The organism is Pseudomonas sp. IPO3774, assembly GCF_013386835.1.
Classification (GTDB): Bacteria; Pseudomonadota; Gammaproteobacteria; order Pseudomonadales; family Pseudomonadaceae; genus Aquipseudomonas.
This window is the reverse complement of the sequence record NZ_JACAQY010000029.1, coordinates 113,378-137,886: the sequence shown is the minus strand read 5'-3', so window position 1 is coordinate 137,886 and position 24,509 is coordinate 113,378. Positions and strand designations below refer to the sequence as shown.

The 24,509-nt window shown below is 62.2% G+C and carries 19 protein-coding genes; 4 read left to right on the top strand and 15 right to left on the bottom strand.

What is annotated here, in order from left to right; genetic code table 11:
* Nucleotides 1-136: 136 nt before the first annotated feature.
* From HYE77_RS17450 to HYE77_RS17405, 10 genes are all read right to left on the bottom strand, one after another.
* Nucleotides 137-1,840, bottom strand: coding sequence for an AMP-binding protein (locus tag HYE77_RS17450; protein WP_008437152.1), 1,704 nt, complete (start codon nt 1,838-1,840; stop codon nt 137-139).
* A gap of 31 nt (nt 1,841-1,871) precedes the next feature.
* Complete coding sequence (locus tag HYE77_RS17445; protein WP_177069049.1) at nt 1,872-3,170, bottom strand: acetyl-CoA C-acetyltransferase; 1,299 nt, start codon at nt 3,168-3,170, stop codon at nt 1,872-1,874.
* Nucleotides 3,167-4,057, bottom strand: a complete 891-nt coding sequence (locus HYE77_RS17440) for a MaoC/PaaZ C-terminal domain-containing protein (RefSeq protein ID WP_003214672.1) — start codon at nt 4,055-4,057, stop codon at nt 3,167-3,169. The genes HYE77_RS17445 and HYE77_RS17440 overlap by 4 nt, the downstream gene beginning before the upstream one ends.
* Before the next feature lie 2 nt (nt 4,058-4,059).
* Nucleotides 4,060-5,403 carry a 3-oxoacyl-ACP reductase gene (locus HYE77_RS17435; RefSeq protein WP_177069048.1) on the bottom strand — a complete coding sequence of 448 codons (1,344 nt, stop codon included), beginning with the start codon at nt 5,401-5,403 and terminating at the stop codon, nt 4,060-4,062.
* A 159-nt stretch (nt 5,404-5,562) separates the two neighbouring features.
* A complete protein-coding gene (locus HYE77_RS17430) occupies nt 5,563-8,100 on the bottom strand; it encodes an acyl-CoA dehydrogenase (protein WP_177041717.1) in 2,538 nt (845 codons plus the stop codon).
* A gap of 284 nt (nt 8,101-8,384) precedes the next feature.
* Complete coding sequence (locus HYE77_RS17425) at nt 8,385-9,830, bottom strand: outer membrane protein transport protein (RefSeq protein ID WP_177022785.1); 1,446 nt, start codon at nt 9,828-9,830, stop codon at nt 8,385-8,387.
* A gap of 458 nt (nt 9,831-10,288) precedes the next feature.
* A complete protein-coding gene (gene praB, locus HYE77_RS17420) occupies nt 10,289-10,774 on the bottom strand; it encodes an alkane oxidation protein activator PraB (RefSeq protein WP_177022784.1) in 486 nt (161 codons plus the stop codon).
* 131 nt (nt 10,775-10,905) lie between these two features.
* Nucleotides 10,906-11,400, bottom strand: a complete 495-nt coding sequence (gene praA, locus HYE77_RS17415) for an alkane oxidation protein activator PraA (RefSeq protein ID WP_177019417.1) — start codon at nt 11,398-11,400, stop codon at nt 10,906-10,908.
* A 147-nt stretch (nt 11,401-11,547) separates the two neighbouring features.
* Complete coding sequence (locus tag HYE77_RS17410) at nt 11,548-12,828, bottom strand: alkane 1-monooxygenase (RefSeq protein ID WP_177069047.1); 1,281 nt, start codon at nt 12,826-12,828, stop codon at nt 11,548-11,550.
* A 318-nt stretch (nt 12,829-13,146) separates the two neighbouring features.
* A complete protein-coding gene (locus HYE77_RS17405) occupies nt 13,147-14,145 on the bottom strand; it encodes an alpha/beta fold hydrolase (RefSeq protein WP_177008231.1) in 999 nt (332 codons plus the stop codon).
* A 303-nt stretch (nt 14,146-14,448) separates the two neighbouring features.
* Between HYE77_RS17405 and HYE77_RS17400 the strand changes: the two genes are divergently transcribed.
* Genes HYE77_RS17400 through HYE77_RS17390 form a run of 3 tightly spaced genes read left to right on the top strand, consistent with a single transcriptional unit; the run spans nt 14,449 to nt 17,738 of the window.
* The gene (locus tag HYE77_RS17400; protein ID WP_177069046.1) at nt 14,449-15,984 is read left to right on the top strand and encodes an NAD(P)/FAD-dependent oxidoreductase; all 1,536 of its coding nucleotides are present in this window, start codon (nt 14,449-14,451) and stop codon (nt 15,982-15,984) included.
* Nucleotides 15,981-16,880, top strand: coding sequence for an SDR family oxidoreductase (locus HYE77_RS17395; protein WP_177069045.1), 900 nt, complete (start codon nt 15,981-15,983; stop codon nt 16,878-16,880). The genes HYE77_RS17400 and HYE77_RS17395 overlap by 4 nt, the downstream gene beginning before the upstream one ends.
* 15 nt (nt 16,881-16,895) lie before the next feature.
* The gene (locus HYE77_RS17390) at nt 16,896-17,738 is read left to right on the top strand and encodes a metal-dependent hydrolase (RefSeq protein ID WP_003214649.1); all 843 of its coding nucleotides are present in this window, start codon (nt 16,896-16,898) and stop codon (nt 17,736-17,738) included.
* Between the two features lie 6 nt (nt 17,739-17,744).
* Here the strand turns inward: HYE77_RS17390 and HYE77_RS17385 are convergent, their stop codons facing one another.
* Both HYE77_RS17385 and HYE77_RS17380 read right to left on the bottom strand, forming a co-directional pair.
* Nucleotides 17,745-18,383, bottom strand: a complete 639-nt coding sequence (locus HYE77_RS17385) for a ribonuclease T2 (protein WP_003214647.1) — start codon at nt 18,381-18,383, stop codon at nt 17,745-17,747.
* Nucleotides 18,384-18,419: 36 nt separating this feature from the next.
* Nucleotides 18,420-19,400, bottom strand: coding sequence for a Gfo/Idh/MocA family protein (locus HYE77_RS17380; protein ID WP_177069044.1), 981 nt, complete (start codon nt 19,398-19,400; stop codon nt 18,420-18,422).
* Between the two features lie 141 nt (nt 19,401-19,541).
* Here HYE77_RS17380 and HYE77_RS17375 point away from each other — a divergent pair, with 141 nt between their 5' ends.
* The gene (locus tag HYE77_RS17375; protein WP_102369305.1) at nt 19,542-19,904 is read left to right on the top strand and encodes an NUDIX hydrolase; all 363 of its coding nucleotides are present in this window, start codon (nt 19,542-19,544) and stop codon (nt 19,902-19,904) included.
* Here HYE77_RS17375 and HYE77_RS17370 read toward each other — a convergent pair.
* From HYE77_RS17370 to rocD, 3 genes are read right to left on the bottom strand one after another with little or no spacing between them, the layout of a single operon-like run.
* Nucleotides 19,901-20,614 carry a transporter substrate-binding domain-containing protein gene (locus HYE77_RS17370; RefSeq protein ID WP_177069043.1) on the bottom strand — a complete coding sequence of 238 codons (714 nt, stop codon included), beginning with the start codon at nt 20,612-20,614 and terminating at the stop codon, nt 19,901-19,903. The two genes, HYE77_RS17375 and HYE77_RS17370, sit on opposite strands and share 4 nt — an antisense overlap.
* Nucleotides 20,607-23,258 carry an aconitate hydratase AcnA gene (gene acnA / locus HYE77_RS17365; protein WP_177069042.1) on the bottom strand — a complete coding sequence of 884 codons (2,652 nt, stop codon included), beginning with the start codon at nt 23,256-23,258 and terminating at the stop codon, nt 20,607-20,609. Before acnA ends, HYE77_RS17370 begins: the two co-directional genes overlap by 8 nt.
* Nucleotides 23,255-24,448, bottom strand: a complete 1,194-nt coding sequence (gene rocD / locus HYE77_RS17360; protein WP_087694138.1) for an ornithine--oxo-acid transaminase — start codon at nt 24,446-24,448, stop codon at nt 23,255-23,257. The genes acnA and rocD overlap by 4 nt, the downstream gene beginning before the upstream one ends.
* Nucleotides 24,449-24,509 lie beyond the last annotated feature (61 nt).

Below are 24,509 nucleotides of genomic sequence, written 5' to 3'. Positions count from 1 at the left end.
CCGTTCAGCCACCAAAGATCAAATGTGGGAGCGGGCTTGCTCGCGAATGCGGTCTGTTAGTCAACATCTCCATCGACTGTTCCACCGCATTCGCGAGCAAGCCCGCTCCCACATTTTTGACCGCGTTCACTCAGGCTTAGCGCAGTGCCCGGCGCAACACCTTGCCCACCGTCGTCTTGGGCAACTCCTGCGTACGAAACTCGACAAACCGCGGCACCTTGTACCCCGTCAAATACTCCCGGCAATGCGCCAGAATCTGCTCCTGGGTCAAACTTGGGTCCTTGCGCACCACGATGATTTTGACCCGCTCGCCGGTCACCCCATCCTCAACCCCGATCGCCGCCACTTCCGCCACGCCCGGATGCAACGCCACCACGTCTTCGATCTCGTTGGGGTACACGTTAAACCCGGACACCAGGATCATGTCTTTCTTGCGGTCCACCAGGCGGATGAAGCCCTGCTCATTCATCACCCCGATGTCCCCGGTAGACAGCCACCCTTCGGCATCCAGCACCTCGGCGGTTTCCGCCGGGCGTTTCCAGTAACCCTGCATCACCTGCGGGCCGCGTACTTGCAGTTCGCCCTGCTCGCCCAGTTCCGCCAACTCACCGTCCTCACGAATGAACCGCACCCAGGTCGACGGCAACGGCACGCCGATACTGCCGGTGAATTCCATCTCGCGCATGCGTGAGATGTCGATGGGGCTGATGCTCACCACCGGCGAACATTCAGTGAGGCCGTAGCCTTCGATGATCGGCAAGCCGGTGACTTCCTTCCAGCGCTTGGCCACAGCGGTATGGGTGGCCATGCCGCCGGCGATCACCATGCGCAAATCGGAAAAATCCCGGGCGCAGAACTCCTTGTTTTCCAGCAGGCCGTTGAACAGCGTATTCACCCCGGCAATCCCGTTGAAACGCTCCTTGCGCAGGATCATCTGCACCCGCTTCACATCCCGTGGGTTGGCGATCAGGATGTTGCGCCCGCCCAGGCACATGAACATCAGGCAGTTCACCGTCAGGGAAAAAATGTGGTACAGCGGCAGCAGGGTGACGTTGGTTTCCTGCTGGTTCTGATCGAGCTGATCACCGACCCACGCCTTGGCCTGCAACAGGTTGGCGATGATGTTGCGGTGGCTGAGCATGACGCCCTTGGCATCGCCGGTAGTGCCGCCGGTGTATTGCAGGAAGGCCAGGTCTTCGCGGTTCATCGGCACGGCGAGATGGGTTTGCCCGCGTCCCTGTTTCAACACCTGGTTGAAACGCACGGCCCCCGGCAGGTTGAAACGCGGCACCTGCTTCTGCACGCTGCGCAGGATAAAGTTCATCGCCGCGCCCTTGAAGGTGCCGAGCAGGTCACCGATGGCCGCGATCACCACACGTTTGACGGTACTGGCGGCCACCACCTTCTCCAGGGTGTGGGCGAAGTTTTCGAAGATCACCAGGGTCTCTGCGCCACTGTCCTTGAGCAAATGCTGCAGCTCCCGGGCGGTGTACAGCGGGTTGACGTTGACCACCACCGCGCCCGCGAGGATCGTGCCCAGCAGGCAGATCGGGTACTGCAAGCAGTTGGGCATCATCAGCGCCACCCGGTCGCCCTTCTTCACACCCTGGGCTTGCAGCCACGCAGCAAAGGCGATGCCCTGCACCTCCCAGTCGGCGTAGGTCATTTCGGTGCCGATGCTGACGTAGGCCACGCGGTCGCGGAATTTGTGCAGGTGCTCCAGGAACACCTCGCGCAACGACGGGTAGTCTTCGATGCCCGCATCGATGTCTGCCGGTACGCCGGGCAGGTAAGCGTTCAACCAGAGGCGTTCGGTCTGTTCCAGGCTTACAGCGTTCATGGCAGTCTCCTTGTTGTTTTTATGGTGGGAACTACTTTTCGACGATAGCGGTAATGCCCAACCCACCCGCCGCGCAGATCGAAATCAGGCCGCGGCCGCCGCCACGCTGGTGGATCGCCTTGGCCAGTGCCGCGAGTTGCCGGCCACCGGTGGCGGCGAAGGGGTGGCCGCAGCCGAGGGAGCCGCCGTTGACGTTCATTTTGCTGCGGTCGATGCTGCCCAGCGGCGCGTCGAGACCCAGGCGGTCGCGGCAGTAATCCGGATCTTCCCAGGCCTTGAGGGTGCACAGCACCTGGGCGGCGAAGGCTTCGTGAATCTCGAACAGATCGAAGTCGGCGAACGTCAGGCCCTCGCGCTTGAGCATGCGTGGCACGGCGTAGGCCGGGGCCATCAACAGGCCTTCGGTGCCGTCGACGAAATTCACCGCAGCGGTTTCACCGGTTCGCAGGTACGCCAATACGGGCAAGCCGCGCTCGGCGGCCCATTCCTCGCTGGCCAGCAGCACCACCGACGCGCCGTCAGTCAGGGGCGTGGAGTTGCCGGCGGTGAGCGTGCCGTTCTGGCGGTCGTAGGCCGGGGACAGGCCGGCAAGTTTCTCCAGGCTGGCGTCGGCCCGCAGGTTGTTGTCCCGGGCCAGGCCGCGATACGGGCTGATCAAATCATCGAAGAAACCATGCTTGTACGCCGCATCCAGCCGCTGGTGGCTGGTGAGGGTCAACTCGTCCTGGGCCAGGCGCTTGATCTGCCAGCGCTTGGCCATTTCCTCGCAGTGTTCACCCATGGACAAGCCGGTGCGCGGCTCGCCATTGCGCGGCAGCAGCGGCTTGAAGAACATCGACGGGCGCACACCCATCAAGGCCTTCAACCTGGCGCCAGTGCCCTTGGCGCGATTGGCTGAAAGCAAGGTGCGGCGCAGGGACTCGTTGATGCCGATGGGCGCGTCGGAGGTGGTGTCGGAACCACCGGCAACGCCCACTTCGATCTGCCCAAGGGCGATCTTGTTCGCCACCAGCAACGCCGCTTCCAGGCCGGTGCCGCAGGCTTGTTGCAGGTCGTAGGCCGGGGTTTCGGGAGACAGTGTGGTAGACAGCAGGCTTTCCCGGGCCAGGTTGAAATCCCGGGAGTGCTTGATCACCGCACCCGCGGCAAACTCGCCCAGGCGCAGGCCGTGAAGGTTGTAGCGGTCCACCAGGCCTTGCAGGGCGGCGACCAGCAGATCCTGGTTGCTGTCATGGGCGTACACCGTATTGGAGCGGGCGAACGGGATACGGTTGCCGCCGATAATCGCCACGCGGCGCGTCGGGGCCGGGTTGAAACTGTAGTCACTCATCGATCGGTCTCATTCCAGATAAACAGCCCACGCATATGGGGTTTGTCACCGGCGAAATTACGCACTTCAAACTCACGGCGCGGGCCGGTTGGCGGAACGTTCCACAGCGCCACCTGGCCGGGCAGGAAGATCGGCAGCTTGAAGTCGCAATGGGCCTCGGCCTGGTCCAGTCCGCCGGGGGGTTGCTGGGCGGCCAGGGCGCGGCCAAGGGTCCACATGCCGTGGGCGATGGCCCGGCGAAAACCGAACAATCGGGCGCCGATCACCGAGGTATGAATGGGGTTGAAATCCCCCGAGACCCTGGCGAAACGCCGCCCCAGATCCGCCGGCAGCACCCAGCGTTGAGTGCGCAGCAAACCATCTTCCTGCAAGGGCAACGCGTCGTCCCACGGCTCGCCAACCGGCGCGTTTACGTCACGGCGCAGGTACAGGCTGTCGCTCTCCCATATCAGGGCGCCCGCGCTGTAGCCACGGGTGGCGATGCTCAGCGCCTGGCCTTTCGGATGGGCGACCCAGCGTTCGCAATACACCTCCAGGCGCAAGGCCTGGCCCGCCTCCAGCCGTCGATGCTGGCGGATGCGATTGGCCAAATGCACCATGCCGCTAGCCGGGTACGGGAAACTCGGGCGGGTCAGCAGCATCAGGTGCAAGGGGAACGCCAGCACATGGGGATAGGACAGCGGCACGCCTTGCTCATGGCGGAAACCACAGGCCCGACCGTAAGCCGCGATCCCTTGGGCAGACAGCTCGACGGCCGAACGCACCAGGCGTTCTTTCGGTAACGTCGGCTCGCCTTCCAGCTTCGGTTTGCGCAGCCCCAATACCCCGTCCAGCAACAGCCGCGAGCGCGAGGGCGGCGGGTCAATGATCTGCGTCACATAGTCCATGCTCAGGCTCCCAACAGGCTTTGGCCGCAGACCCGCACCACCTGGCCATTGACCCCGCCGGATGCCGGATGCGCCAGCCAGGCGATGGTTTCTGCCACGTCGATGGGTTGCCCGCCCTGGGACATCGAGTTCATCCGCCGCCCCACTTCGCGAATCATCAGCGGGATCTTCGCGGTCATCTGGGTTTCGATAAAGCCCGGTGCCACGGCATTCACCGTCACTTGCTGCGCCGCCGCCTGCGGGGCCAGGCCTTGTACCAGGCCGATCACCCCGGCCTTGGAGGTGGCGTAGTTGCTTTGCCCGAGGTTGCCGGCGATACCGGAAATCGATGAGACACACACGATCCGCCCGCCCGGATTCAGGCCCTGGCTTTCCAGCAGCGCCGTGCTCAGATGCAACGGTGCTTCCAGGTTGACCGCCAGTACGCTGCGCCACGCGGTCTCAGTCATCTTGGCGATGGTCTTGTCGCGGGTAATCCCGGCGTTGTGCACCACCACGTCGAATGCACCGTGTTGGCTGACATGGGCGTGCAACTGCTGCGCGGCATCGGTGGCGGTGATGTCCAGCGCCAGTGCGGTGCCTGCAACACTGCCGGCCGCCTTTTGCAGCGAATCCTGGGCCTGGGGCACATCCACGCAGACCACATGGGCTCCATCGCGGGCCAGCACCTGGGCGATTGCCAGGCCGATGCCACGGGAGGCGCCGGTGACCAGGGCACGGCGGCCGCCGAGGGGTTTGTCCCAGTTGATTTCGGTTGGGCTATCGACGGTTTTTTCGAGGCGCACCACCTGCCCCGAGACATAGGCCGAGCGCCGCGACAGGAAGAACCGCAGGCTGCTTTCCAGCCCGTCCTCGGCACCCGGTGCGACGTAGATCAACTGCACGGTGATCGCCCGGCGCAACTCCTTGGCCAACGAACGCACCAGGCCCTCAAGGGCACGCTGGGCAATGGCCTGGGGCAGGTCCTTGCACAACTCCGGCGCGGTGCCGAGCACCACCACCCGGGCGTGCTGCCCAAGGCGCCTGGCGTTGGCGTGGAAGAACTCGTAGAGCTCGTCCAACTGCTTGAGGTCGGCAATGTCGCTGGCGTCGAACACCGCGCCCTGGACCTTGACCGTGGAGGGTGCCTTGAGGGTCGCAGCGGTGGCGGTCACTGTATCGGTGGCGGTGAAGATGCGCTGGATTTGCGCCCCCAGGCGCCCTACCCCCGCGACGATTACCGGGTTGGCCAGGCCTTGCTGGCCGCTGCGGTGACGTTGCAATGCCAGGGGTTGGGGCAGCCCGGCAGTGCGGGCCAGCCAGGCTCCCCAGGGGGAATTGACGAAAGAAAGGTAGCTGTCACTCATGGATAAACTCACTCACAACACGGTGTTGCCATGGAAACCCGATCCTTGTAGGAGCTGGCTTGCCTGCGATTGCGGTGTGTCAGCCAACACATCTGGCACTGAACCAACGCTATCGCAGGCAAGCCAGCTCCTACAGGGGTCGTGTTCCTCCAGTTCCAGTCAGTTGACCGGTGCGTTTTCGCCTTGGTTGGCGCGGCGTCTTGCGCTCGGTTTGGCGGCCTGTTCCAACGCCTGCTGGCGCTGTTGCAAGGCTTCCAGCAAACCGAAGTCCTGCGGGAAGTCGTCCACCTGGATCGCGTGATCGCCATATTCCACATAGCGCGCGAGCAAGCTGTCGTCTTCCTCGCTGATCAGGTCCAGCGCCCGCGCCTTGACTCGCCACGGAGTAAACGCCGCACTGGAAATCGGCATTGGCTCGATCAGGCCTTGCTTGATCGCCCCCTTGAGCCGCGCCTCGATCAGCTCCACTTGCGGCAACAGGCGCAAGGCCAGCTCGCCGTAAGCCAGCTTGTCGATTTCCGGCCGAGGAATGTAGGAATTGCCCAGCAAGCGGTCGCGGGTTTCCCCCGGCACCTGCACCAGTTCCGCCACTTGGGCCAACAGGCGATCCGACGGTTTGCGCTGTGGAATACCGAACGGGAACGTCAAGCCACGCACCACCGCCGCCGCCGCTTTCGACGGGTAGTTGTCGAGCACTTCGGCCAGGGCCTCATGGGCGCGCAGCAACGCGTCCTGGGCCGCCCAATGCACCAGCGGCAAATCTGCCTGTGGCCGGCCATCATCCTCAAAACGCTTGAGTACGCAGGACAGGATGTACAGCTGGGACAGAATGTCTCCCAGCCGTCCGGTGATGCTTTCCTTGCGCTTGAGGGCACCGCCCAGCACGCCCATGGAAATGTCCGAGATCAACGCCAACACCACCGACAGCCGATTGGCCTGGCGGTAGTAGGACGCCAGCGCCGGATCGGTCTTGCCCGGCACGGAAATCAGCCGTCCGCCCGTCAGCGAATACACTGCGGCACGCACGGTATTGGCCAGCACGAAGCTCAGGTGACCGAACATCGCGCTGTCGAAGTCCACCAGGGCCTTGCGGCGGTCCGTATTGCGCGCCGCTTCCATCTCGCGGAACACATACGGATGGCAGCGGATCAGGCCCTGGCCGTAGATGATCAGGCAGCGAGTCATGATGTTCGCGCCTTCCACCGTGATGGCGATGGGGCTTTGCTGGTAGGCCCGGGCGAGGAAATTGTTGGGGCCCATGCAGATGCCCTTGCCGGCCACGATGTCCATGCCGTCGTTGACGATGATGCGTGCCCGTTCGGTAACGTGATACTTGGCGATGGCCGAGATCACCGAGGGTTTTTCACCGGCATCCAGTGACGCCACCGAGACCTTGCGCACCGCGTCGCAGGCATACAAATGCCCGGCCATACGCGCCAGGGGCGCCTGCACGCCTTCGAACTTGCCGATGGGCAGGCCGAATTGCTTGCGCATCGCCGCATAAGCGGTGGTGCCGCGCACAGCCACCTTGCCCAGGCCGACGTTGGCCGACGGCAGGGAAATCGCCCGGCCAGCCGCCAGGCATTCCATCAGCATGCGCCAGCCGTTGCCGACTTGCTCGCGGCCGCCGATCACCCATTCCAGCGGGATAAACACATCCTTGCCGGTGGTCGGGCCGTTCTGGAATACCGCGTTGAGTGGCCAGTGACGCCGGCCGCTGTTCACCCCCGGATGGGTGGTGGGGATCAACGCGCAGGTGATGCCCAGGGAACCCGGCTGGCCGAGCAGACCGTCCGGGTCTTCGGCGCGGAAGGCCAGGCCGAGCACCGTGGCGATTGGGCCGAGGGTGATGTAGCGCTTGTCCCAGGTCACACGGAAACCCAGCACTTCCTCACCTTCGTGCATGCCCTTGCAGACGATGCCGAGGTCTGGAATCGCGCCGGCGTCGGAGCCGGCATACGGGCTGGTCAGGGCGAAGCACGGGATGTCTTCGCCCCGTGCCAGGCGTGGCAGGTAGTAGTTGCGCTGGGCGTCGGTGCCGTAGTGCAGCAGCAGTTCGGCCGGGCCCAGGGAGTTGGGCACCATCACTGAAATCGCCGCCGCCGAGCAGCGGGTCGAGAGCTTCATCACCACTTGCGAATGCGCATAGTGGGAGAAGCCTTTGCCGCCGTACTGCTTGGGAATGATCATGCCGAGGAAGCCGGCATCCTTGGTGTACTGCCAGCCTTCGGGGGACATGTCTTGCCAGACCTGGGTGGTTTCCCAGTCGTTGGACATGTCGCACAGGGTCTCCACTTCGTTGTCGAGGAAAGCCTGTTCTTCAGCGCTGAGGCTGGCCGGTGCGGCTTGCAGCAGGCGTTCCCAGCGCGGTTTGCCGCTGAACAGCTCGGCGTCCCACCACACGGTGCCGGACTCGATGGCAGCACGCTCGGTGTCGGACATCGCCGGCATGATGCCGCGAAAAAGGCCCAGGGCCTTGCTGGTCAACAGCGCGCGGCGCAGGGGCTTGATTGTCAGCAGCAGCGCGGGCAACACCACCAGCACCGCCACCACGCCGGCGCCGAAACCGGCGACTGCGTTGAACAGGTAACCGACCGCCAGCCAGACCAGGCCGGCACCCAGCCAGAGGGTGGCAGCGGCTTGTCGATACGCCAGGGCGATCGCTGCTGCGAGTCCCGCCAATAACCAGATAACCATGGGGATACCTCTACTCAATTCAGGGTACGGCAAACGCCCGGGCAGATCGGAATGACCTGTGACGTAAAGCCACACTACAAACTTGAAAAGATAAATTCAAATTTTGTTTTGAAATTTTTATTTAATGCTTGGGCGAAAAAAATAGCGGCTGAACGGGGTCAGCCTTGCAGGTTAAGCGCAAGGATTCGACATCGGGCGCCAGGGCTACCCATCAATAGACGACAGCGTGGAGCCGGGCAGCAAGATGCGCTGGCTGCCCTTCTCCACGACTGCCCTCGACAACCTTAGAACTTATAGGTTGCCGACAAGCTGACCACATCCCCCGAGGATTCAGCCTCGCCGTCCAACTGCGCCGCACCGAGACGATCAACGTTCTTGGTCTTCAGGTTGACCTTCTGCACGAACTGGTGCGAGTACGCGGCATCCACCGACAGGCCAGGAATAGCCTTGATGTCATAACCGGCACCAAATGCCAGGAAGTAACGGTCACCGTCCGGGATTCGCGGGTCCCGGGTAGAGTTGCGGGTAGGTGTCTGGTCGTAAGCCACACCGGCGCGCAGGGTGAGTTCGTCGGTGGCTTTGTAGTCGCCGCCAATCGAGGTCATCCAGGCGTTTTTGTAGTTGTAGGGAATGGCAACAATGGTGGTGCCCTGGGATTTGAGCGTCAGGTCCTGGAAGGAAGACCATTCAGTCCAGGTAGCACTCACCCCCAACGTCCAGCGGTCGTTGAACTGGTGAACCCAGTCAACCGAAGCGGTAGCCGGGATATCCAGTTGGGTACTGGCGTGGGCACCGTCCGGGAACAGCTTGAGACCTGGGTAGGCGATTTCAACCAGAGTTTCGCCGTTCGGACCGATCGGATTGGTCATCGCGTTACGGCCGACGGCATCTGTATAGATGTTGTATTTGCCGGTCATCTTGTTTTTGATCTTGGCGTGATAGTTCAAGCCAAGTGTGTCTTGCAGCGTCGGCTTCCAAACCACGCCACCAAACCAGCCCACAGAGATGTTATCGACTTTCACGCGCATCAAGGAATGCCCCAGCCCCGTGGGGAGACCCGCGCCGCCAAGTCCTGGAGACACATCCGCAGCGGCCAGCAAATCAACGTTCTGGCTGACGAACCCTTGACTGCGCTGGACGATGGCACCACCACCGACCGAGAACTGATCATTGACCTTGAACGACAGGGAACCGGTCAGACCGATGGTCTCGATTTTGGTATCAACCGCGAAATCCCGCAGTTTGGAGTCTTCGTTCCAAGTGGTTTTCATACCCTGTGGCACGACTTGGCTCAGACCAAAGGCGAAACGGTCGCCCATGGGAATCACCAGAAAGCCCGTCGGCAGCCAAGCGGTGAAACCGCCTTGCCCACCATTGTTAGTGTTGAGGACCGGGTCGCCCGTATTGCCCAGGTCATCCAGTACGGGCGTATTGGTCACCGGGTTGCCCGCGTAGTCATAGGCCTGGCCGGTGTATTTGATCTTGATCCGAGCATAGTCAACGGTCTGCTGCGCGATGGTTGAATCGATAAAGGCCATGGCTGCCGGATTGTTGTACGCGGCACTGGGGTCATTTTTGAACAGTGAACCACCACCAAACGCACGACCCCATCCTGGCGCACCGAAGGTCGGTGTGGAGAACCCACCCGCCTGCACTTGCCCCGTGGTCATCAGCCCCCCCAGCAGGGCCAGTCCCAGTAACGTGTGAGCGTGTTGTTTCTTATTGTTCATGCGGTACTCCTTATTATTATTTACACCCGGCCCCTGCCGGTGGGTCGTGTAACCACAGAACGTCTTTCAAAGAACGCCTGTCCTGGAACGGTGTAACGGTGTATCGGTATTCAGGAATGGGTGGTGAGCGAGCCGGTCAGCGTGGCGTTCAACGACACCAAAGTGCAGTAGCCACTCATGGCTTGATTGGTTGCGCTCAACACGTGGGTAGAAACGTCGACGGCAGCTTCAACACAACACTGCCTTTGGTTACGCTGAACGGACCCGGCGGGCTGAAACCCGCCGCAACCGCAATGAATGAGGCAACGCCCAGAGCCGCTGACATCGAACCCAGGCGTGCTGTTTTCACAAGGCTTTGCATTGTCATGTTCCCCAGACAATAAATACCGTATCCAACCGGTGCCTCACACGAGGCACCGGTCTTTCAACGGGGTGATCAGCCCTTTACGGAGTCGCGCTTACGGGTTAACGGTCAGCGTTGGGGCAACAACACTCAGCGAAACCACGGTGCAGTTGCCGGTCAGCGCCTGATTGGCTGCCGAAAGCGTTTTGGTGCCTGGAGTCCAGGTAACAGCGATGGTGGTTGGCCCGCAGTTGGTGGCCGGGATCGAGGTGATCTTGTAGCCGACGTTGGTTACGCTACCGGTGGTACCCGTTGCAGCCGTCAGTACCCAAGGCAGGTTGGTCAGCGTTGGCAGGCCACACAGACCGCCACCGGTCAGGGATGCGCCATTGATCGAGGCCACGCCACCGCTAACGTTGCCGGTAAAGGTGATGCCGCAGGTCACGGCTGCACCGAAGGACGAAGGCGACTTCACGACGATGGTGCCAGCGTTGGTCGAGAACGGACCATCCGGGGAGATGGAAGCCGCGCTGGCCATGGAAGCTGCGCCGAAGCACACTGCGAAAGAAGTTGCACAAACGAGGGTTTTCAAGCTTTTCATTATTTTTCCTCACATGTTATGGCGAGTCATTTCGCCAGGGGTAATGGCCATGATCGAGAGGTCACGGTGAATCTGCAGAACTTCCCTTTCCAGCCAAATTTCAATTCAATTACCGCTACAACATCCCACTGTTACTCAACAACTTTGAAACTCGGCGGCATCTTGATCGACACCGTCTTGATCTTGCAGTCTTCGCCGATAGGCACATTCGACGCTTCCAGCTTGCCGGTGGCGTTATCCCAGGTTCCATCGGCAGTAGAAGGCCCGCACTTGCCGCCCAAACCAAAGGCATGCACATCCACGGCGATCTTCGACATCGAGCCGCTCCTGGTATCTTTAGCCACCAATACCCACGGCAAGTTGATGGCTTCGACCCGGCTGCACTTGAGGCCGCCGTCGAACTCAACTTTGTCGACATTTACTGACGACCCATCCGCCGCCACTTTGCCGGCGACCTTGATGGTGCAATCCGCGCTGATCAGCGCGCCTTTGGAAAAGCTGATGGGGCCCTGGGCAGTAAACGCGCTGCCGGCAGGTTCGATACGGGCGGCCTGGGCCTGGTGGTAAACGATCAGGCCCAGCGCGGCCAATACAATGTGCGTGGTGAACTTGGCAGGGTTTTGCATGGTGTACGTCCTTCCCTTCATTTTATTTTTTGTTCGGGTCAAACAACTGTCTTGCAACTAAGCCGTACTCGAAACCGGTAAAGCCTGGGCGATGAAAACCTGCGCGATACACAGATCCCGAGTACACCCTACAACTGACTGCTTTCGTTAGAAGGGTCTGGTGGTGTTGCTGTACTTCTCCAGGTACTTCAAACGCTGTGAAGGTTGAAGATTGGTCAGGGTAATATCCCCGGCGTAATGATTAAGTACCCGGTGATCCATGCGTCGTCGCCACAAGTACGGTACATACGCCCAGACAATCATGCTGGCATAACCGTATGGGAGTTGCGGCGATTCATCAAAATGACGCAGTGACTGATAACTTCTGGTTGGGTTGGCGTGATGGTCGGAGTGCCGCTGCAGTTGGAACAGAAAGATATTGGTGACAATCCGATTACTGTTCCAGGAATGGCGTGGCGAGCAACGCTCATAACGACCGTTGGGCAACTTCTGGCGTTTCAGGCCGTAGTGCTCGACATAGTTCACCACTTCCAGCAGCGAGAAACCGTAGATGCCCTGGATGATCAGGAATGGAATCACTGCCGCGCCCAGCCAGGCAATCATCGCGCCCCACAACACCACGCTGTACATCCAGGCGCTGAGTACGGCGTTCTTCCAGTGCCAGGCCGGCAGGCCGAGTTTGCGCAGGCGTTCACGCTCCAGGTTCCACGCCGAGCGGGCGCTGAACCATACCGAGCGCGGCAGGAAAGCCCAGAAGCTCTCCCCCAACCGCGAACTGGCCGGGTCTTCCGGGGTGGCAACGCGCACGTGGTGGCCACGGTTGTGTTCGGTGTAGAAGTGCCCGTAGAAGGTCGGCGCCAGGGTGATCTTGGCCAGCACGACTTCCAGCAGGCGCGGCTTGTGCCCCAGCTCATGGGCGGTGTTGATGGCGATGCCGGTGGCAGCGCCAGTGGACATTGCCATGCCCAGGTAGGTGAACCAGCTCACCTGGCCATGCAGCTCGGTGCGCGCGGTGATGAACGCGGCGGTTTTCGCCAGCCAGCTCGACGGGTCCAGGGTGGCGGTGGCATGCAACAGGCCACCACTGATAATCCAGTCGATACCGCCTGCGGCCAGCCACCCGGTGACCACCAGGGATGAGATGACAAACAGCACGCCGGTGTAGACGATCCAGCGGTAGTAGCTTTGGGATTCGAGGTTGCTGACGGCGGACTCGGGCGGGTTACTGACGTCTTCACCCAGCAGGCCGTCGATCAGCGGGATCAGGCCGAAGATCACCAGCACACCGACCCACCACAGTTGTTGCACGCCGGTAGTGATGGCCAGGGCACCAGAGAGAATTGGGGTTGCCAGGGGCATGATGCCGAGCCACCACAGGTGGCGCTTGCCGTCGGTCCAGACGTTCGGGGCAGCCAGGGTCTGATTCATGGCAGCCTCCGCACGACGCAGGTAGGCAGGGAGCAAAAATCAACACTGGACAGGTACACGGAGCGGTGACTGCCCCGAGAATTCAACCATGCGATAAAAGGCGTTTTTTTCATTATTTTATTCGCTCTTAGGCATTTCAAAAATTGTTTCAAATTAGACATTGAAATAATTTTTTTAAATAAATAGCGCGGAATCGTTAGGTCGTCAACTAGTTTCTTGAACCCTTTTGAACGTGACCGGGCAGTCTCTTTTTCAGCCGTTTGGTCAGGTGTCTAGGGCAAGCATTGACGAGTTCGAACCGCGAGTTCAGTCGCACAATTATTTACTCGCCAACGCAAACGGCGGGTGCAACACCGTGGCGCTTTCCGGCGGCCGGACGCGCTTGGCTATCTGCTCGACCACCGCCGCGACACGCTCGGTGGCCGTGATCGGCAACATATGCCCGCGCCCTTCCACCAGCTGCAGCTTCAGGCCCGGCACCAGGCTGGCCAGGGCCTGCCCGTGTTTGCGGAAATCCAGCACCTTGTCCTGCGCGCCATAAATCAGCCCGATCGGCAACGTCAGCTGTGGGTAGCGCTTGACCATGTCCGGCAGGAAATCGTTGACCAGGTTGATCTCGGTGGAGGCGGCATAGAAGTTCTCGGGCCGCATGCCCAACAAGCCGCCGCCACGGGTGGCGAAGTCTTCCGGGGCCGGGTCGGGGGCAAACACGCCCTTGACCACCGAGCCTTTGGTCAGCAATCCGATCGGCATGGTCAGGGTGTGCGACATAAAGCGTCGCAGCCATCCCGGGCGTATCGCCAACGACATAAACACCAGCGGCAGCAGGCGCTGGGGATGGGTCAGGGGCGCCACCAGGATCAATCCGGACACCGCGTGGGGATGGTCCAGTGCCAGTGCCAGGGAGATCGCCCCGCCGAGGGAATGCCCCAGCACCAGCGGCTTATCCAGGTCCAGCGTCTGGATAAAGCTGGCGACTTGCCGGGCCTGGCCAGGCAGGTCCGCGGCCGTGCCGGCATGCCGGGTGGAATAACCCGACCCCGGACGATCCAAGGTGATCACTCGAAAGTGCTCACGCAATTGGGCAGACAAGGCGTACGTCAAGTTGCGACTGCTGCCCATCAGCCCGTGGATCATCACCAGCGGTGGGCCCTTGCCCTCGTCTACATAATGAAAGCGCTCGCCGTTGATCTCCAGAAAGCGCCCGTTGATCGGAACAGCAGCCTCTATACGCCGTGTCATCCGGGCACTGAAGGCCCACAACACTACGCTTAACCCTACACACACACCCGCAGCGACAACCCACTCGACAGCCATAGCTCGGTCCTCTGCATCCCTGCGTTGCTGGCGGCCCGACCGGTATTGGTCAAGGCCTCAGCCATCGTCCACCCTGGACCTTAACTGTGTGCGTACAAGCTCTCGTCCGTCGGATAAGTCGCACATGAGGAACTGGGTCGTAGCCTAGACGATATTTTCAGGTAGATTATTTAAAATCTTTTTTAAAATAAATAATTCAATTTTCCTTTGCAATGGTGTTCTATCTAAAAAGCCAAAACAAAAACAAGGAGCACATCCGATGTCGACACCCGTAAGGCGCCACCGGCCCACGAGGGACAGCCTATGAATGCCCATGACACCATCGACATCGCCATCATCGGTTCCGGATTTGCCGGGCTGTGCATGGCGATCAAGCTCAAGGAAGCCGGGTTCCACGACTTCTTTATTGCCGAACAGGCCGATGCTCTCGGCGGCACCTGGCGGGACAACCACTACCCCGGTTGCGCCTGCGACGTGCAATCCCATGTCTATTCGTTTTCCTTTGCGCCCAACCCGGACTGGACCCGGCAATTTGCGCCACAGGCGGAGATTCGCGCCTACCTGGAGCAGTGCGCCCGGCGCTTCGAACTGGCGCCGTTCCTGCGCTTTGGCATGGGCCTGGAGAAGGCGGTATTTGATGAGGCGCAACAGCGCTGGAGCCTGAGCTTCAGCAATGGCCGCCAGGTCAGTGCGCGGGTGCTGGTGTCGGGAATGGGCGGCCTGTCGCGCCCGGCACTGCCGGATATTCCGGGCCTGGACAGCTTCAAGGGCAAGCGCTTCCACTCCCAGCAGTGGGACCACGAGTATTCATTGAAGGGCAAGCGCGTGGCGGTGATCGGCACCGGCGCCAGTGCCATTCAGTTCGTGCCGCAGATTGCGCCGCAGGTGGCCCACCTGGACCTGTTCCAGCGCACCCCGCCGTGGATCATGCCCAAGCCCGACCGGCCGATTTCACGCTTCGAGCGCTGGGCATTCAAGCACCTGCCGTTCACCCAGCGCCTGGTACGCGGCGCGTTCTATTGGGCACTGGAAGGTCGCGTGGTGGGCTTTGCCCTGCACCCGCGCCTGATGACAATGGTGCAGAAAATCGCCGTGCGCCACCTGCACAAACAAGTGGCCCGCCCTTCCCTGCGCAAGACCCTGACGCCGGACTACACCATCGGCTGCAAGCGCGTGCTGATCTCCAACGACTACTACCCGGCCCTGTCCCGCAGCAATGTGCAGGTGGTAACCGACAACGTGCTGCGCATCGAGGCGGACGGGGTGATCACCGCCGACGGCATCAAGCACCCGGCTGACTGCCTCATCTTCGGCACCGGCTTCCAGGCCACCGATCCGCTGCCCCGCAACTGCATCATCGGGCGCCACGGCATCGACCTGATGGACACCTGGCAAGACGGCGCCCACGCCTACCTGGGCACCACGGTGCCGGGTTATCCGAACCTGTTCCTGATCGTCGGCCCCAACACCGGGCTGGGGCATAACTCGATGATTCTGATGATCGAGGCGCAGGTCACCTACATCCTCGATGCCCTGCAGCAAATGCAGCGTCATCGCATCGCCACGGTGGACGTCAAGCCGGCGGTGGAACTGGCCTACAACGCCAGGCTGCAGGAAAAACTCAACGGCACCATCTGGTCCACCGGCGGCTGCAAGAGCTGGTACCTGGACCCACGCACCGGCAAGAACACCACGCTGTGGCCCGGCTCCACCTGGCGTTTCAAGCAGGTCACCCGGCATTTCGCCCTCAAGGACTACGTCGCCAGCCTGGTGCCGATACCGTCCACCGCGCGCCCGGCCGCAACGCCCCACACCACCGCAGAAGGGAGCCTGTCATGAAGTCATTCAACGGCCGCGTGGCGGCCATTACCGGCGCCGCTTCCGGCATGGGCCGCGCCTTGGCCCTGGCGTTGGCGCGTGAAGGCTGCCACCTGGCGCTGGCGGATAAAAACAGCCAGGGCCTGGAGCAGACCGTCGCACTGATCAAGGCCCAGGTGCTTGCACCGGTGCTGGTCACCTCGCAGGTGCTGGACGTTTCCGAGCGCCAGGCCGTAGAAGACTGGGCCGCCCGATGCGCCGCCGAACATGGCCAGATCAACCTGATCTTCAACAACGCCGGCGTCGCGCTGTCGAGCACCGTCGAAGGCGTGGACTACACCGACCTGGAATGGATCGTCGGGATCAACTTCTGGGGCGTGGTGTACGGCACCAAGGCCTTTTTGCCGTACCTCAAGGCCAGCGGCGATGGGCATGTGGTCAACACTTCCAGCGTGTTCGGCCTGTTCGCCCAGCCGGGCATGAGCGGCTACAACGCCACCAAGTTCGCCGTGCGTGGTTTTACCGAGTCCTTGCGCCAGGAACTCGACCTGCAGAAAAGCGGGGTCTCGGCCACCTGCGTGCACCCTGGCGGGATCCGCACCGACATCTGCCGCAGCAGCCGGATCGACGCCAACATGACCGGCTTCCTGATTCACAGCGAACAGCAGGCCCGAGCCGACTTCGAAAAGCTGTTCATCACCGACGCCGACCAGGCCGCCAAAGTGATCCTGCAAGGCGTACGCAAAAACAAACGCCGCGTGCTGATTGGCCGCGACGCCTATTTTCTGGACCTGCTCGCGCGCTGCCTGCCTGCCGCCTATCAAGCGCTGGTGGTGCTCGCCAGCAAACGCATTGCGCCCAAGCAACGCAATGCGCCCTCGCCCGTCCTTGAAACCAACGAAGAGCACCGTCTCTGAACTGGAGTACCGACCATGCTGCCGATTCGCCGCGACCTCCGTTTTGCCCTGCCGGCCGAACGCATCAAGGACTGGCATGAACAAGGCCCGTTCATTACCCACTTTTTCAACGCACTGTCGTTGCTGTTTCCCCAGGGCGAACTGTTCTTCATGGACAGCGTGCGTCACTACCGCCAGCGCATCGAAGACCCGGAGCTGAAGAAAGAAATCCAGGGCTTCATCGGCCAGGAAGCCATGCACAGCCGCGAGCACGTGGCCTACAACGATCTGCTGCAAGCCGCAGGGCTGCCGGCGAATACCCTCGACCGTCGGCTGAAGATGATCCTCGACGCGCAAAAGAAATACCTGCCCGCCTCCTTCAACCTGGCGGTGACCATTGCCCTGGAGCACTACACCGCGATGCTCGCGGAAATCCTCCTCAGCGACCCGTCGCGGTTCGGGGATTCGGTCAAGGGTTACCAGCAGATGTGGTACTGGCATGCCCTGGAAGAAACCGAGCACAAGGCGGTGGCGTTTGATGTGTGGAACAGCGTGATCAAGCCCGGGCCCAAGCGTTATCTGCTGCGCACTTCCACCATGCTCATCACCACGGGGCTGTTCTGGCTGACGATCCTGGACTTTCACCTGCGCCTGTTGTTTGCCGACCGGCGTTCGGGCGGGCATTTGAAGGGCTTCTGGCGGATGCTCAAGTTTCTGTACGGACCCAAGGGCGTGTTCCCGCGCATGGCGCTGCCCTGGTTGCATTACTTCAAGCCCGGGTTCCATCCCTGGGACCACGACAACCGGGCACGCCTGGCGGGCATTGACCGCCTGGTGGAGGAGATCGAGCAGGCCCATAAAGGTTATGGGCCCGCGTGAGTCCGCTTAGCGCTGGGTCGGGATCCGAATATCGCCATCCCGGCACTGGCTCTTGACGCTGCGCGGGCAGCCGGCAAACGCCAGGTCCTTGGTCAGGCACACCCGCACCTCGGTCAGCACGGCACCCTTGCAGATCACCGCAAGGCCATGGTTGCCCATGGCCGGGTTGCTCTCGCGAAACAGCGCTTCGATGTCCCGCGCGCCCAGGCCGCTTCGGACATTGAAGGGCTCAAGCTGCTGCGGGATCTTGACCACGCTGAGCGCTGCATCGGTCTTGTCCAGGTAAGCCGAAGCCTCAAGGCCGCTGCAGGTGCCGTGCTTGGCCCATTCATGCCTGAGCAGTTTGGGCGACGGGAACAGTGTCCTGCCCCGGGCGAAGTCTGCATCCGACAAGCGCGACTGCGGCTCACACGACGCCGGCCAGCCGCCCTTCGCGTACTGCGGCCACAGCCCATGCAGGACAAAACCGTAGCCCTTGCCCGAACACTGCTGGTCGTCCGGGTGCGTCAGGCAGAAGGTCGGCGACCAGGACAGCGACAACACATAAAAGTCAAACTCCCCGGCCTGCCCCTGGGCCCGTGGTGCTGCTGTCGCGGCCCCGGCCAACGCCAGGCAAAGCACAATCCAGGCTGCTTTCATTTTCATCCGTTCATTCCTTAAAAAGACAAAATTAAAGCACCGCTAGACCGCCAGGTTGGGGTTACGTTGTAGCACCCGGTCCATGACCCGGTCGGTCTTCAACGCCTCGATCGCCAGTGCCGGGTGTTTGCTCTCGCCGCGAATATGCGCATTCATCCCCAGCACGTGATGCCATTGGATATGCGCATGGTTGGGCACCTCCAGCACCTCGCTGGTCTCGCCCTCAAGCCGCAACGGCGCCTCATCGAACACCGAAAACGTGATGCGGCCCTTGCTGCCGATCATCTCTACCCGGTCTTCGCGCCGGTCGGCGACAAAGTTCCAGCAGCCCATGCCCAGCGCGCCCGAGGCGAACGTCCAGCAGGCGGTGACGGCATCTTCGGCGGCGTAGCGCCCGGCCTGGCGCGCGGTAAACCCGGCCACATCGACGATATCCCCGACCAGGTACTGGAACAGGTCAAAACCGTGGCTGGCCAGGTCGGCAAAATACCCGCCGCCGGCAATCGCCGGGTCGGTGCGCCAGTTGGCACTGCTGGCATCGTCTTCCGAAGGCGGCTTGCACAGGGTCCAGGTCAGATGACGCAATTCGCCGATGCGCCCGTCCTGCAGCCAGTCCCGCACCTGCTGGAAGCGTGGCAGGGAACGCCGGTAATAGGAGACAAACAGGTGCAGCCCGGCCTGTTCGAAGGTGCGCTGCATCAGCGCGCTTTGCTCGGCATTCAGGGACATGGGCTTCTCGACGCAGCAATGCTTGCCGGCAGCGGCCACCATCAGGCTGTATTCGAGGTGGCTGTCGGGCGGTGTGGCGATGTAGACCGCGTCTACTTCCGGGTCGTCGATCAGCCCCTGGGCGTCAGTGTAGAAACGGGCAATGCCGTGGCGTGCCGCATAATCGCGCACGGCCTCCTCGCGCCGCCCCATCACGGCCACCAGCGCAGAACCTGGCGCTTTGTAGAAGGCGGGTCCACTCTTGAGTTCAGTGACATCGCCACAGCCGATCATGCCCCAGCGTACGGTGTTCATCTGCATCTCCTTCAGGTGAGTTTTTTTCGATGGGGCAGTATCGGTGTTTTCCGGCCCCCTCTCCACCCTGCCGGATAAAGACTGAGCATGACAATTGCATTACACTTTTATGACAATCATCCAGCTGCGGGGGCACAGACGATGAAAATAAGGGCCACGGTGATCTGCGAGCACGACGGGCACATCCTGTTCGTGCGTAAAGCCCGCTCGAAATGGGCATTGCCCGGCGGCAAGGTCGAGCGCGATGAGCGGCCAGTGGGCGCGGCCGCGCGGGAGCTGGAAGAGGAAACCGGGCTGAACGTGGACGGTTTGCTGTTATTGCAGGAGCTGAAGGCCAGCGACACCCTGCACCATGTGTTCGAGGCGTCGGTGGTGAATATCGAAGATGCCCGGCCCCTGAGTGAAATCAAGGAATGCCAGTGGCATCCCTACAGTCGCCTGGATGACCTGGACACCACCCAGGCCACCCAGAAAATCGTCAAATCCTTCCTGCGCCGTCTCTAAGGCGCCGCCAGTTCCGGGCTTTGCCCGCTGCACAACAACGCCTGTCTTACCAGACCATTGGCTTTCTGCCGTTCGACAAAGGATTTGACGAACGCGGCAGCGGCTGCGTGCGCTACCGGTACCGCGACCGCCTGGCTAATGCTCATGAAGTCATCCTCCAGCAGGCGCCAGCGCTCATCCAGCCGGGTTCGCAGGTAATCCCGAACCCCGGCCGCGGCGTTCAGGCCTTGCTCGATAAACAGGTCTACGGCACCCGCCGAGGTCGGCGCGCGTACCAGTTCGGCATGCTGCACCGTGCGGCTCAGGTACAGGTCATACGCGGCACCCTGGCCGACGGCGATGCGTTGGCCCGGAGCATCGAGTTGGGTCACGCTGCCCAGGGGTGAATCCACCGCCACCAGGTACGTACCCTTGATGATCACGTAGGGCGCGCTGAAGGCGATTTCCTGCTCGCGCACCGGTTCGATGGCCAGGAATGCCACGCGCCAGCGGTCATCGCCCAGCGCGGCGAAGACCTTGCCCGCCGCATCAAAAGTGATCAACTCAAGGTCGACCGCCAACTCATCGGCCAGGGCCCTGGCCAGCGCCACCGACACGCCCTGGGGCTGGCCGTCCTCGCCACGCTGGGCCAGCACCGGGTTGCCAAAGTTGATGGCAGCCTTGAGCACACCCTCGGGGGCCAGTTGTTGCAGTACCTGCGGGTCAATCATTACGCGCTCCTAGAACAGTTCTTTGCACGGTCTTGCGAATGACGAAGGGCAAGACGCCGCCGTGTTCAAGGTAACCAACCTCCTGCAACGAGTCGAGGCGCAAGGTCAGGGGGGTACGCGTGGTTTCACCGGTGGCGCGGTCAATCTGCAAGGTGATCGGGTTCTCGCCGACCTGCAACGCGTCCAGGCCGAGGAAGCTCAGGGACTCACTGCCGTCGAGGTTCAAGTCCTGCACCGATGCGCCTTCATCGAACACCAGCGGCAACACACCCATGCCGATCAGGTTACTGCGATGGATTCGCTCGATGCTGCGGGCCACCACCACCTTGATCCCCAGCAGGGTCAGGACCTTCGCTGCCCAGTCGCGGCTGGAGCCGGCACCGTAGTTGATCCCGGCGAACAACACGGTGGGTGTACCGGCGTAGCTTTGCGCGGCGAGGTACAGCGGCAGGTAGTCGCTGCGGTCGGCATTCCAGGCCCAGACGCCCTGGCGCGGGGGCTGGTCGCAGGACAGCAGATTGTTCAGGCGCGGGTTGGTAAACGCGCCGCGCACCATCACTTCGTGGTTGCTGCGCCGGGTCGAATACTGGTTGAGGTCCGCCAGCGCTTCACCGCGCTCCCGCAGCCAGTGCCCGGCCAGGCTGTCGGCCGGAATCGTGCCCGCCGGGGAGATATGGTCGGTGGTGACGTTATCCCCCAGCACCACCAAAGCCCGGGCGTTGCTGATGGCCAAGGACGCGGCCGGCACCGGCGTTACCCCGGCAAGGTACTGCGGGCGGCGCAGGTAAGTGGAGGCCGGGTGCCAGGCAAACTGCACGCTGGCGTCGGCTTCCAGCGCCTGCCAATGGTGAGTGCCTTGCCACAGCAGTGCCTGGCGCTGGTGAAACAGCGCCGGGCGCACCACCGCCGCCACTTGCGCGGCCACCTCGGCTTCGCTGGGCATCAACTCATGCAGGAACACCGGCTGGCCGTGGGCATCCATCGCCAGCGGCTGGGCCGACAGGTCGGTGTCGATGCTGCCGGCAATCGCATAGGCCACGCACAACGCGGGCGAAGCAAGGTAGCCGGCAGGGACTTTCGGGTTGACCCGGCCTTCGAAATTGCGGTTGCCCGAGAGCACCACCACGCCTTTCAAGCCCTGCTCGGCGAACGTCTCGACATGGCGTTCGAGGCTGCCGGAATTACCGATGCAGGTCATGCAGCCAAAGCCCGCCAGGTCGAAACCCAGCGCGGCGAAATCCTCCAGCAAGCCGGCGGCTTCCAGGTAATCGGCCACCACCCGTGAGCCTGGCGACAGCGACGTCTTGACCCACGGTTTGCGCGTCAGCCCACGGGCGCGGGCGTTGCGGGCGAAGAGCCCGGCCTGGATCATCTGCGCCGGGTTGGCGGTGTTGGTGCAACTGGTGATGGCCGACATCACCACCGCGCCATGGGTGATCGGCACCTGGAATGACGGCTCGAAGAAATCCTGCTTTTGCGCGCATACATGCTGATGAAACGACGCCCCGGCCTGGGCCAGGGACTGGCGCTGATGGGGCTGATGCGGGCCGGCGACACTCGGTTCAACCTGCGCCAGATCCAGCTCGATCAACTCATCGAACACCGGCTCGGGATCGTCGTCCCGGCGCAACAGAGATTGCGCCGACATGTAGGCCGAGACCTTGTTGATCAAGGCCTGCGGGCGCGCACTCAGGGTCAGGTACGCCAGCGTCTCGTCATCAAACGGGAAAAACACCACGGTGGCACCGTATTCCGGCGCCATGTTCGCCACGGTGCCCCGCGCCGCCCAACTCAGGGACGCCAGGCCCGGCCCGGTGAACTCGACAAACTTGCCGACCATGCTGCGCCGGCGCAGCAGTTCAGTCACCGTCAGTGCCAGGTCAGTGGCCGTCACGCCGTCGCGCAACGCATTGGTGACGCGAATGCCCACCACCTGCGGATAAGGAATCGGCACCGGTTCGCCGAGCATCGCCGCCTGCCCTTCCAGCCCGCCAACGCCCCAGCCCAGCACGCCGATGGCATTGATCATCGGCGTGTGGCTGTCGGTGGCGACCATGCAGTCGGGGTGCAACAGCACGTGGCCGTTGCGCGGCGCGCTTTCCCACACCACCTGGGCGATGGACTCCATGTTCATCTGGTGGATGATCCCGGTGCCCGGCGGGATCACCTTGAAGTTATCCAGGCTGGCCTGGGCCCACTTGATAAAACGGTAGCGCTCGCTGTTGCGGCGAAAATCGATGTCCAGGTTGGCATCCACCGCGCCCGCCTCGGCGTAGTGCTCGACGATCACCGAATGGTCGATGGTCAGCACCGCCGGGATCGAAGGGTTCACCGCCCGGGGATCACCGCCCAGCTCGGCCACCACATCGCGCATGCCGGCGAAATCCGCCAGGGCCGGCAGGCACGTGGTGTCGTGGAACATCAGCCGGTTGGGCTGGAACGGCACCTCGCAATCCGGCCCTTCGCCGATGGCCCGCGCCACTACCTGTGGCAACGAAGCCGGGGCGCAGCGGGCAATGTTTTCCAGGAGAATGCGCACGGAATATGGCAGGCGCTGCAGTTGCGTCGGGGTCAGCAACTGGTGCAGGTCGATCCAGGCAAAGCGCTGGCCGTCGATGTCGAGGTGACTGAGATACTCACTCATAGCTGTTTGAATACCCGCTCGATACGCTCAAGGCCCCAGTCCAGTTCTTCGCGGGTAATGGACAACGGCGGTGCGATGCGCAGTACGTTTTCGTGGGTTTCCTTGGTCAGCAGCCCTTCGGCCAGCAGCGCTTCGCAGATGGGCCGCGCATCGCGGTCCAGTTCCACGCCGACCCACAAGCCACGCCCGCGAATCTCGCGGATGGCCGGCGAGTGCATGGCCTTCAGGCGCTCCACCAGGTAGTGGCCCAGTTGCGCGCTGTTATCGATCAAGCCCTCCTCTTCCAGCACCTTCAACGCTTCCAGGCCAATGGCCGCCGCTAACGGGTTGCCGCCGAAGGTCGAGCCGTGGCTGCCGGCGTCGAACAGGTCCATGATCGAATGATCAGCGACGAACGCCGACACCGGCATGATCCCGCCGCCCAGGGCTTTGCCGAGGATCAATGCATCGGGGCGAATGCCTTCGTGCTGGAAGGCAAACCACTTGCCGGTACGGCCCAGGCCGGACTGGATCTCATCGAGGATCAGCAAGGTGTTGGTCTGGTCGCACAGCTGGCGCAGTTCCCGCAGGAAACCTGCAGGCGGCACGCGAATGCCGGCCTCGCCCTGGATCGGCTCGATCAGCACCGCGCAGGTGTCGGCGGTAATGGCCTGGCGGAAACTCTCGATGTCACCGAAGCGCGCCTCGGTGAAACCGTTGCAGAATGGGCCGAAGTCGGCCTTGTAGTCCGCCTCCGACGAGAAGCCGACGATGGTCGAGGTGCGGCCGTGGAAATTGTTGTCGGCCACCACGATGTTGGCCTGATTGGCCGGGATGCCCTTGATCCGGTAGCCCCAGCGTCGCGCCGCCTTGATCGCGGTTTCCACAGCTTCGGCGCCACTGTTCATCGGCAGGGCCGAGTCGAAGCCCGTGATGCGGCACAAGGTCTTGAGGAAGTTGCCCAAGGGTTCGCTGTAGAACGCCCGGGACACCACGCTGATCTTGTCGATCTGCGCCACGGCGGCGGCGCGGATGCGCGGGTGGACATGGCCGTGGCTGACGGCGGAATAGGCCGACATCATGTCCAGGTAGCGCTTGTCATCATCGCCAATGGCCCAGACGCCCTCGCCCTTGACGATCACCACCGGCAAGGGGGAATAGTTGTGGGCGCAGAATTGGTTTTCGAGGGTGATTGCCGGGTTGGGGTGCATGGTGGGGATGTCCTGCCGAATAAATAATGAATGAACAACAAAGACCCAATGTGGGAGCGGG

Excerpts from the sequence above, each read along its gene's own strand:
- HYE77_RS17450 (WP_008437152.1), bottom strand. The coding sequence starts at position 1,840 with ATGAACGCTGTAAGCCTGGAACAGACCGAACGCCTCTGGTTGAACGCT.
- HYE77_RS17445 (WP_177069049.1), bottom strand. The coding sequence starts at position 3,170 with ATGAGTGACTACAGTTTCAACCCGGCCCCGACGCGCCGCGTGGCGATT.
- HYE77_RS17440 (WP_003214672.1), bottom strand. The coding sequence starts at position 4,057 with ATGGACTATGTGACGCAGATCATTGACCCGCCGCCCTCGCGCTCGCGG.
- HYE77_RS17435 (WP_177069048.1), bottom strand. The coding sequence starts at position 5,403 with ATGAGTGACAGCTACCTTTCTTTCGTCAATTCCCCCTGGGGAGCCTGG.
- HYE77_RS17430 (WP_177041717.1), bottom strand. The coding sequence starts at position 8,100 with ATGGTTATCTGGTTATTGGCGGGACTCGCAGCAGCGATCGCCCTGGCG.
- HYE77_RS17425 (WP_177022785.1), bottom strand. The coding sequence starts at position 9,830 with ATGAACAATAAGAAACAACACGCTCACACGTTACTGGGACTGGCCCTG.
- praB (WP_177022784.1), bottom strand. The coding sequence starts at position 10,774 with ATGAAAAGCTTGAAAACCCTCGTTTGTGCAACTTCTTTCGCAGTGTGC.
- praA (WP_177019417.1), bottom strand. The coding sequence starts at position 11,400 with ATGCAAAACCCTGCCAAGTTCACCACGCACATTGTATTGGCCGCGCTG.
- HYE77_RS17410 (WP_177069047.1), bottom strand. The coding sequence starts at position 12,828 with ATGAATCAGACCCTGGCTGCCCCGAACGTCTGGACCGACGGCAAGCGC.
- HYE77_RS17405 (WP_177008231.1), bottom strand. The coding sequence starts at position 14,145 with ATGGCTGTCGAGTGGGTTGTCGCTGCGGGTGTGTGTGTAGGGTTAAGC.
- HYE77_RS17400 (WP_177069046.1), top strand. The coding sequence starts at position 14,449 with ATGAATGCCCATGACACCATCGACATCGCCATCATCGGTTCCGGATTT.
- HYE77_RS17395 (WP_177069045.1), top strand. The coding sequence starts at position 15,981 with ATGAAGTCATTCAACGGCCGCGTGGCGGCCATTACCGGCGCCGCTTCC.
- HYE77_RS17390 (WP_003214649.1), top strand. The coding sequence starts at position 16,896 with ATGCTGCCGATTCGCCGCGACCTCCGTTTTGCCCTGCCGGCCGAACGC.
- HYE77_RS17385 (WP_003214647.1), bottom strand. The coding sequence starts at position 18,383 with ATGAAAATGAAAGCAGCCTGGATTGTGCTTTGCCTGGCGTTGGCCGGG.
- HYE77_RS17380 (WP_177069044.1), bottom strand. The coding sequence starts at position 19,400 with ATGAACACCGTACGCTGGGGCATGATCGGCTGTGGCGATGTCACTGAA.
- HYE77_RS17375 (WP_102369305.1), top strand. The coding sequence starts at position 19,542 with ATGAAAATAAGGGCCACGGTGATCTGCGAGCACGACGGGCACATCCTG.
- HYE77_RS17370 (WP_177069043.1), bottom strand. The coding sequence starts at position 20,614 with ATGATTGACCCGCAGGTACTGCAACAACTGGCCCCCGAGGGTGTGCTC.
- acnA (WP_177069042.1), bottom strand. The coding sequence starts at position 23,258 with ATGAGTGAGTATCTCAGTCACCTCGACATCGACGGCCAGCGCTTTGCC.
- rocD (WP_087694138.1), bottom strand. The coding sequence starts at position 24,448 with ATGCACCCCAACCCGGCAATCACCCTCGAAAACCAATTCTGCGCCCAC.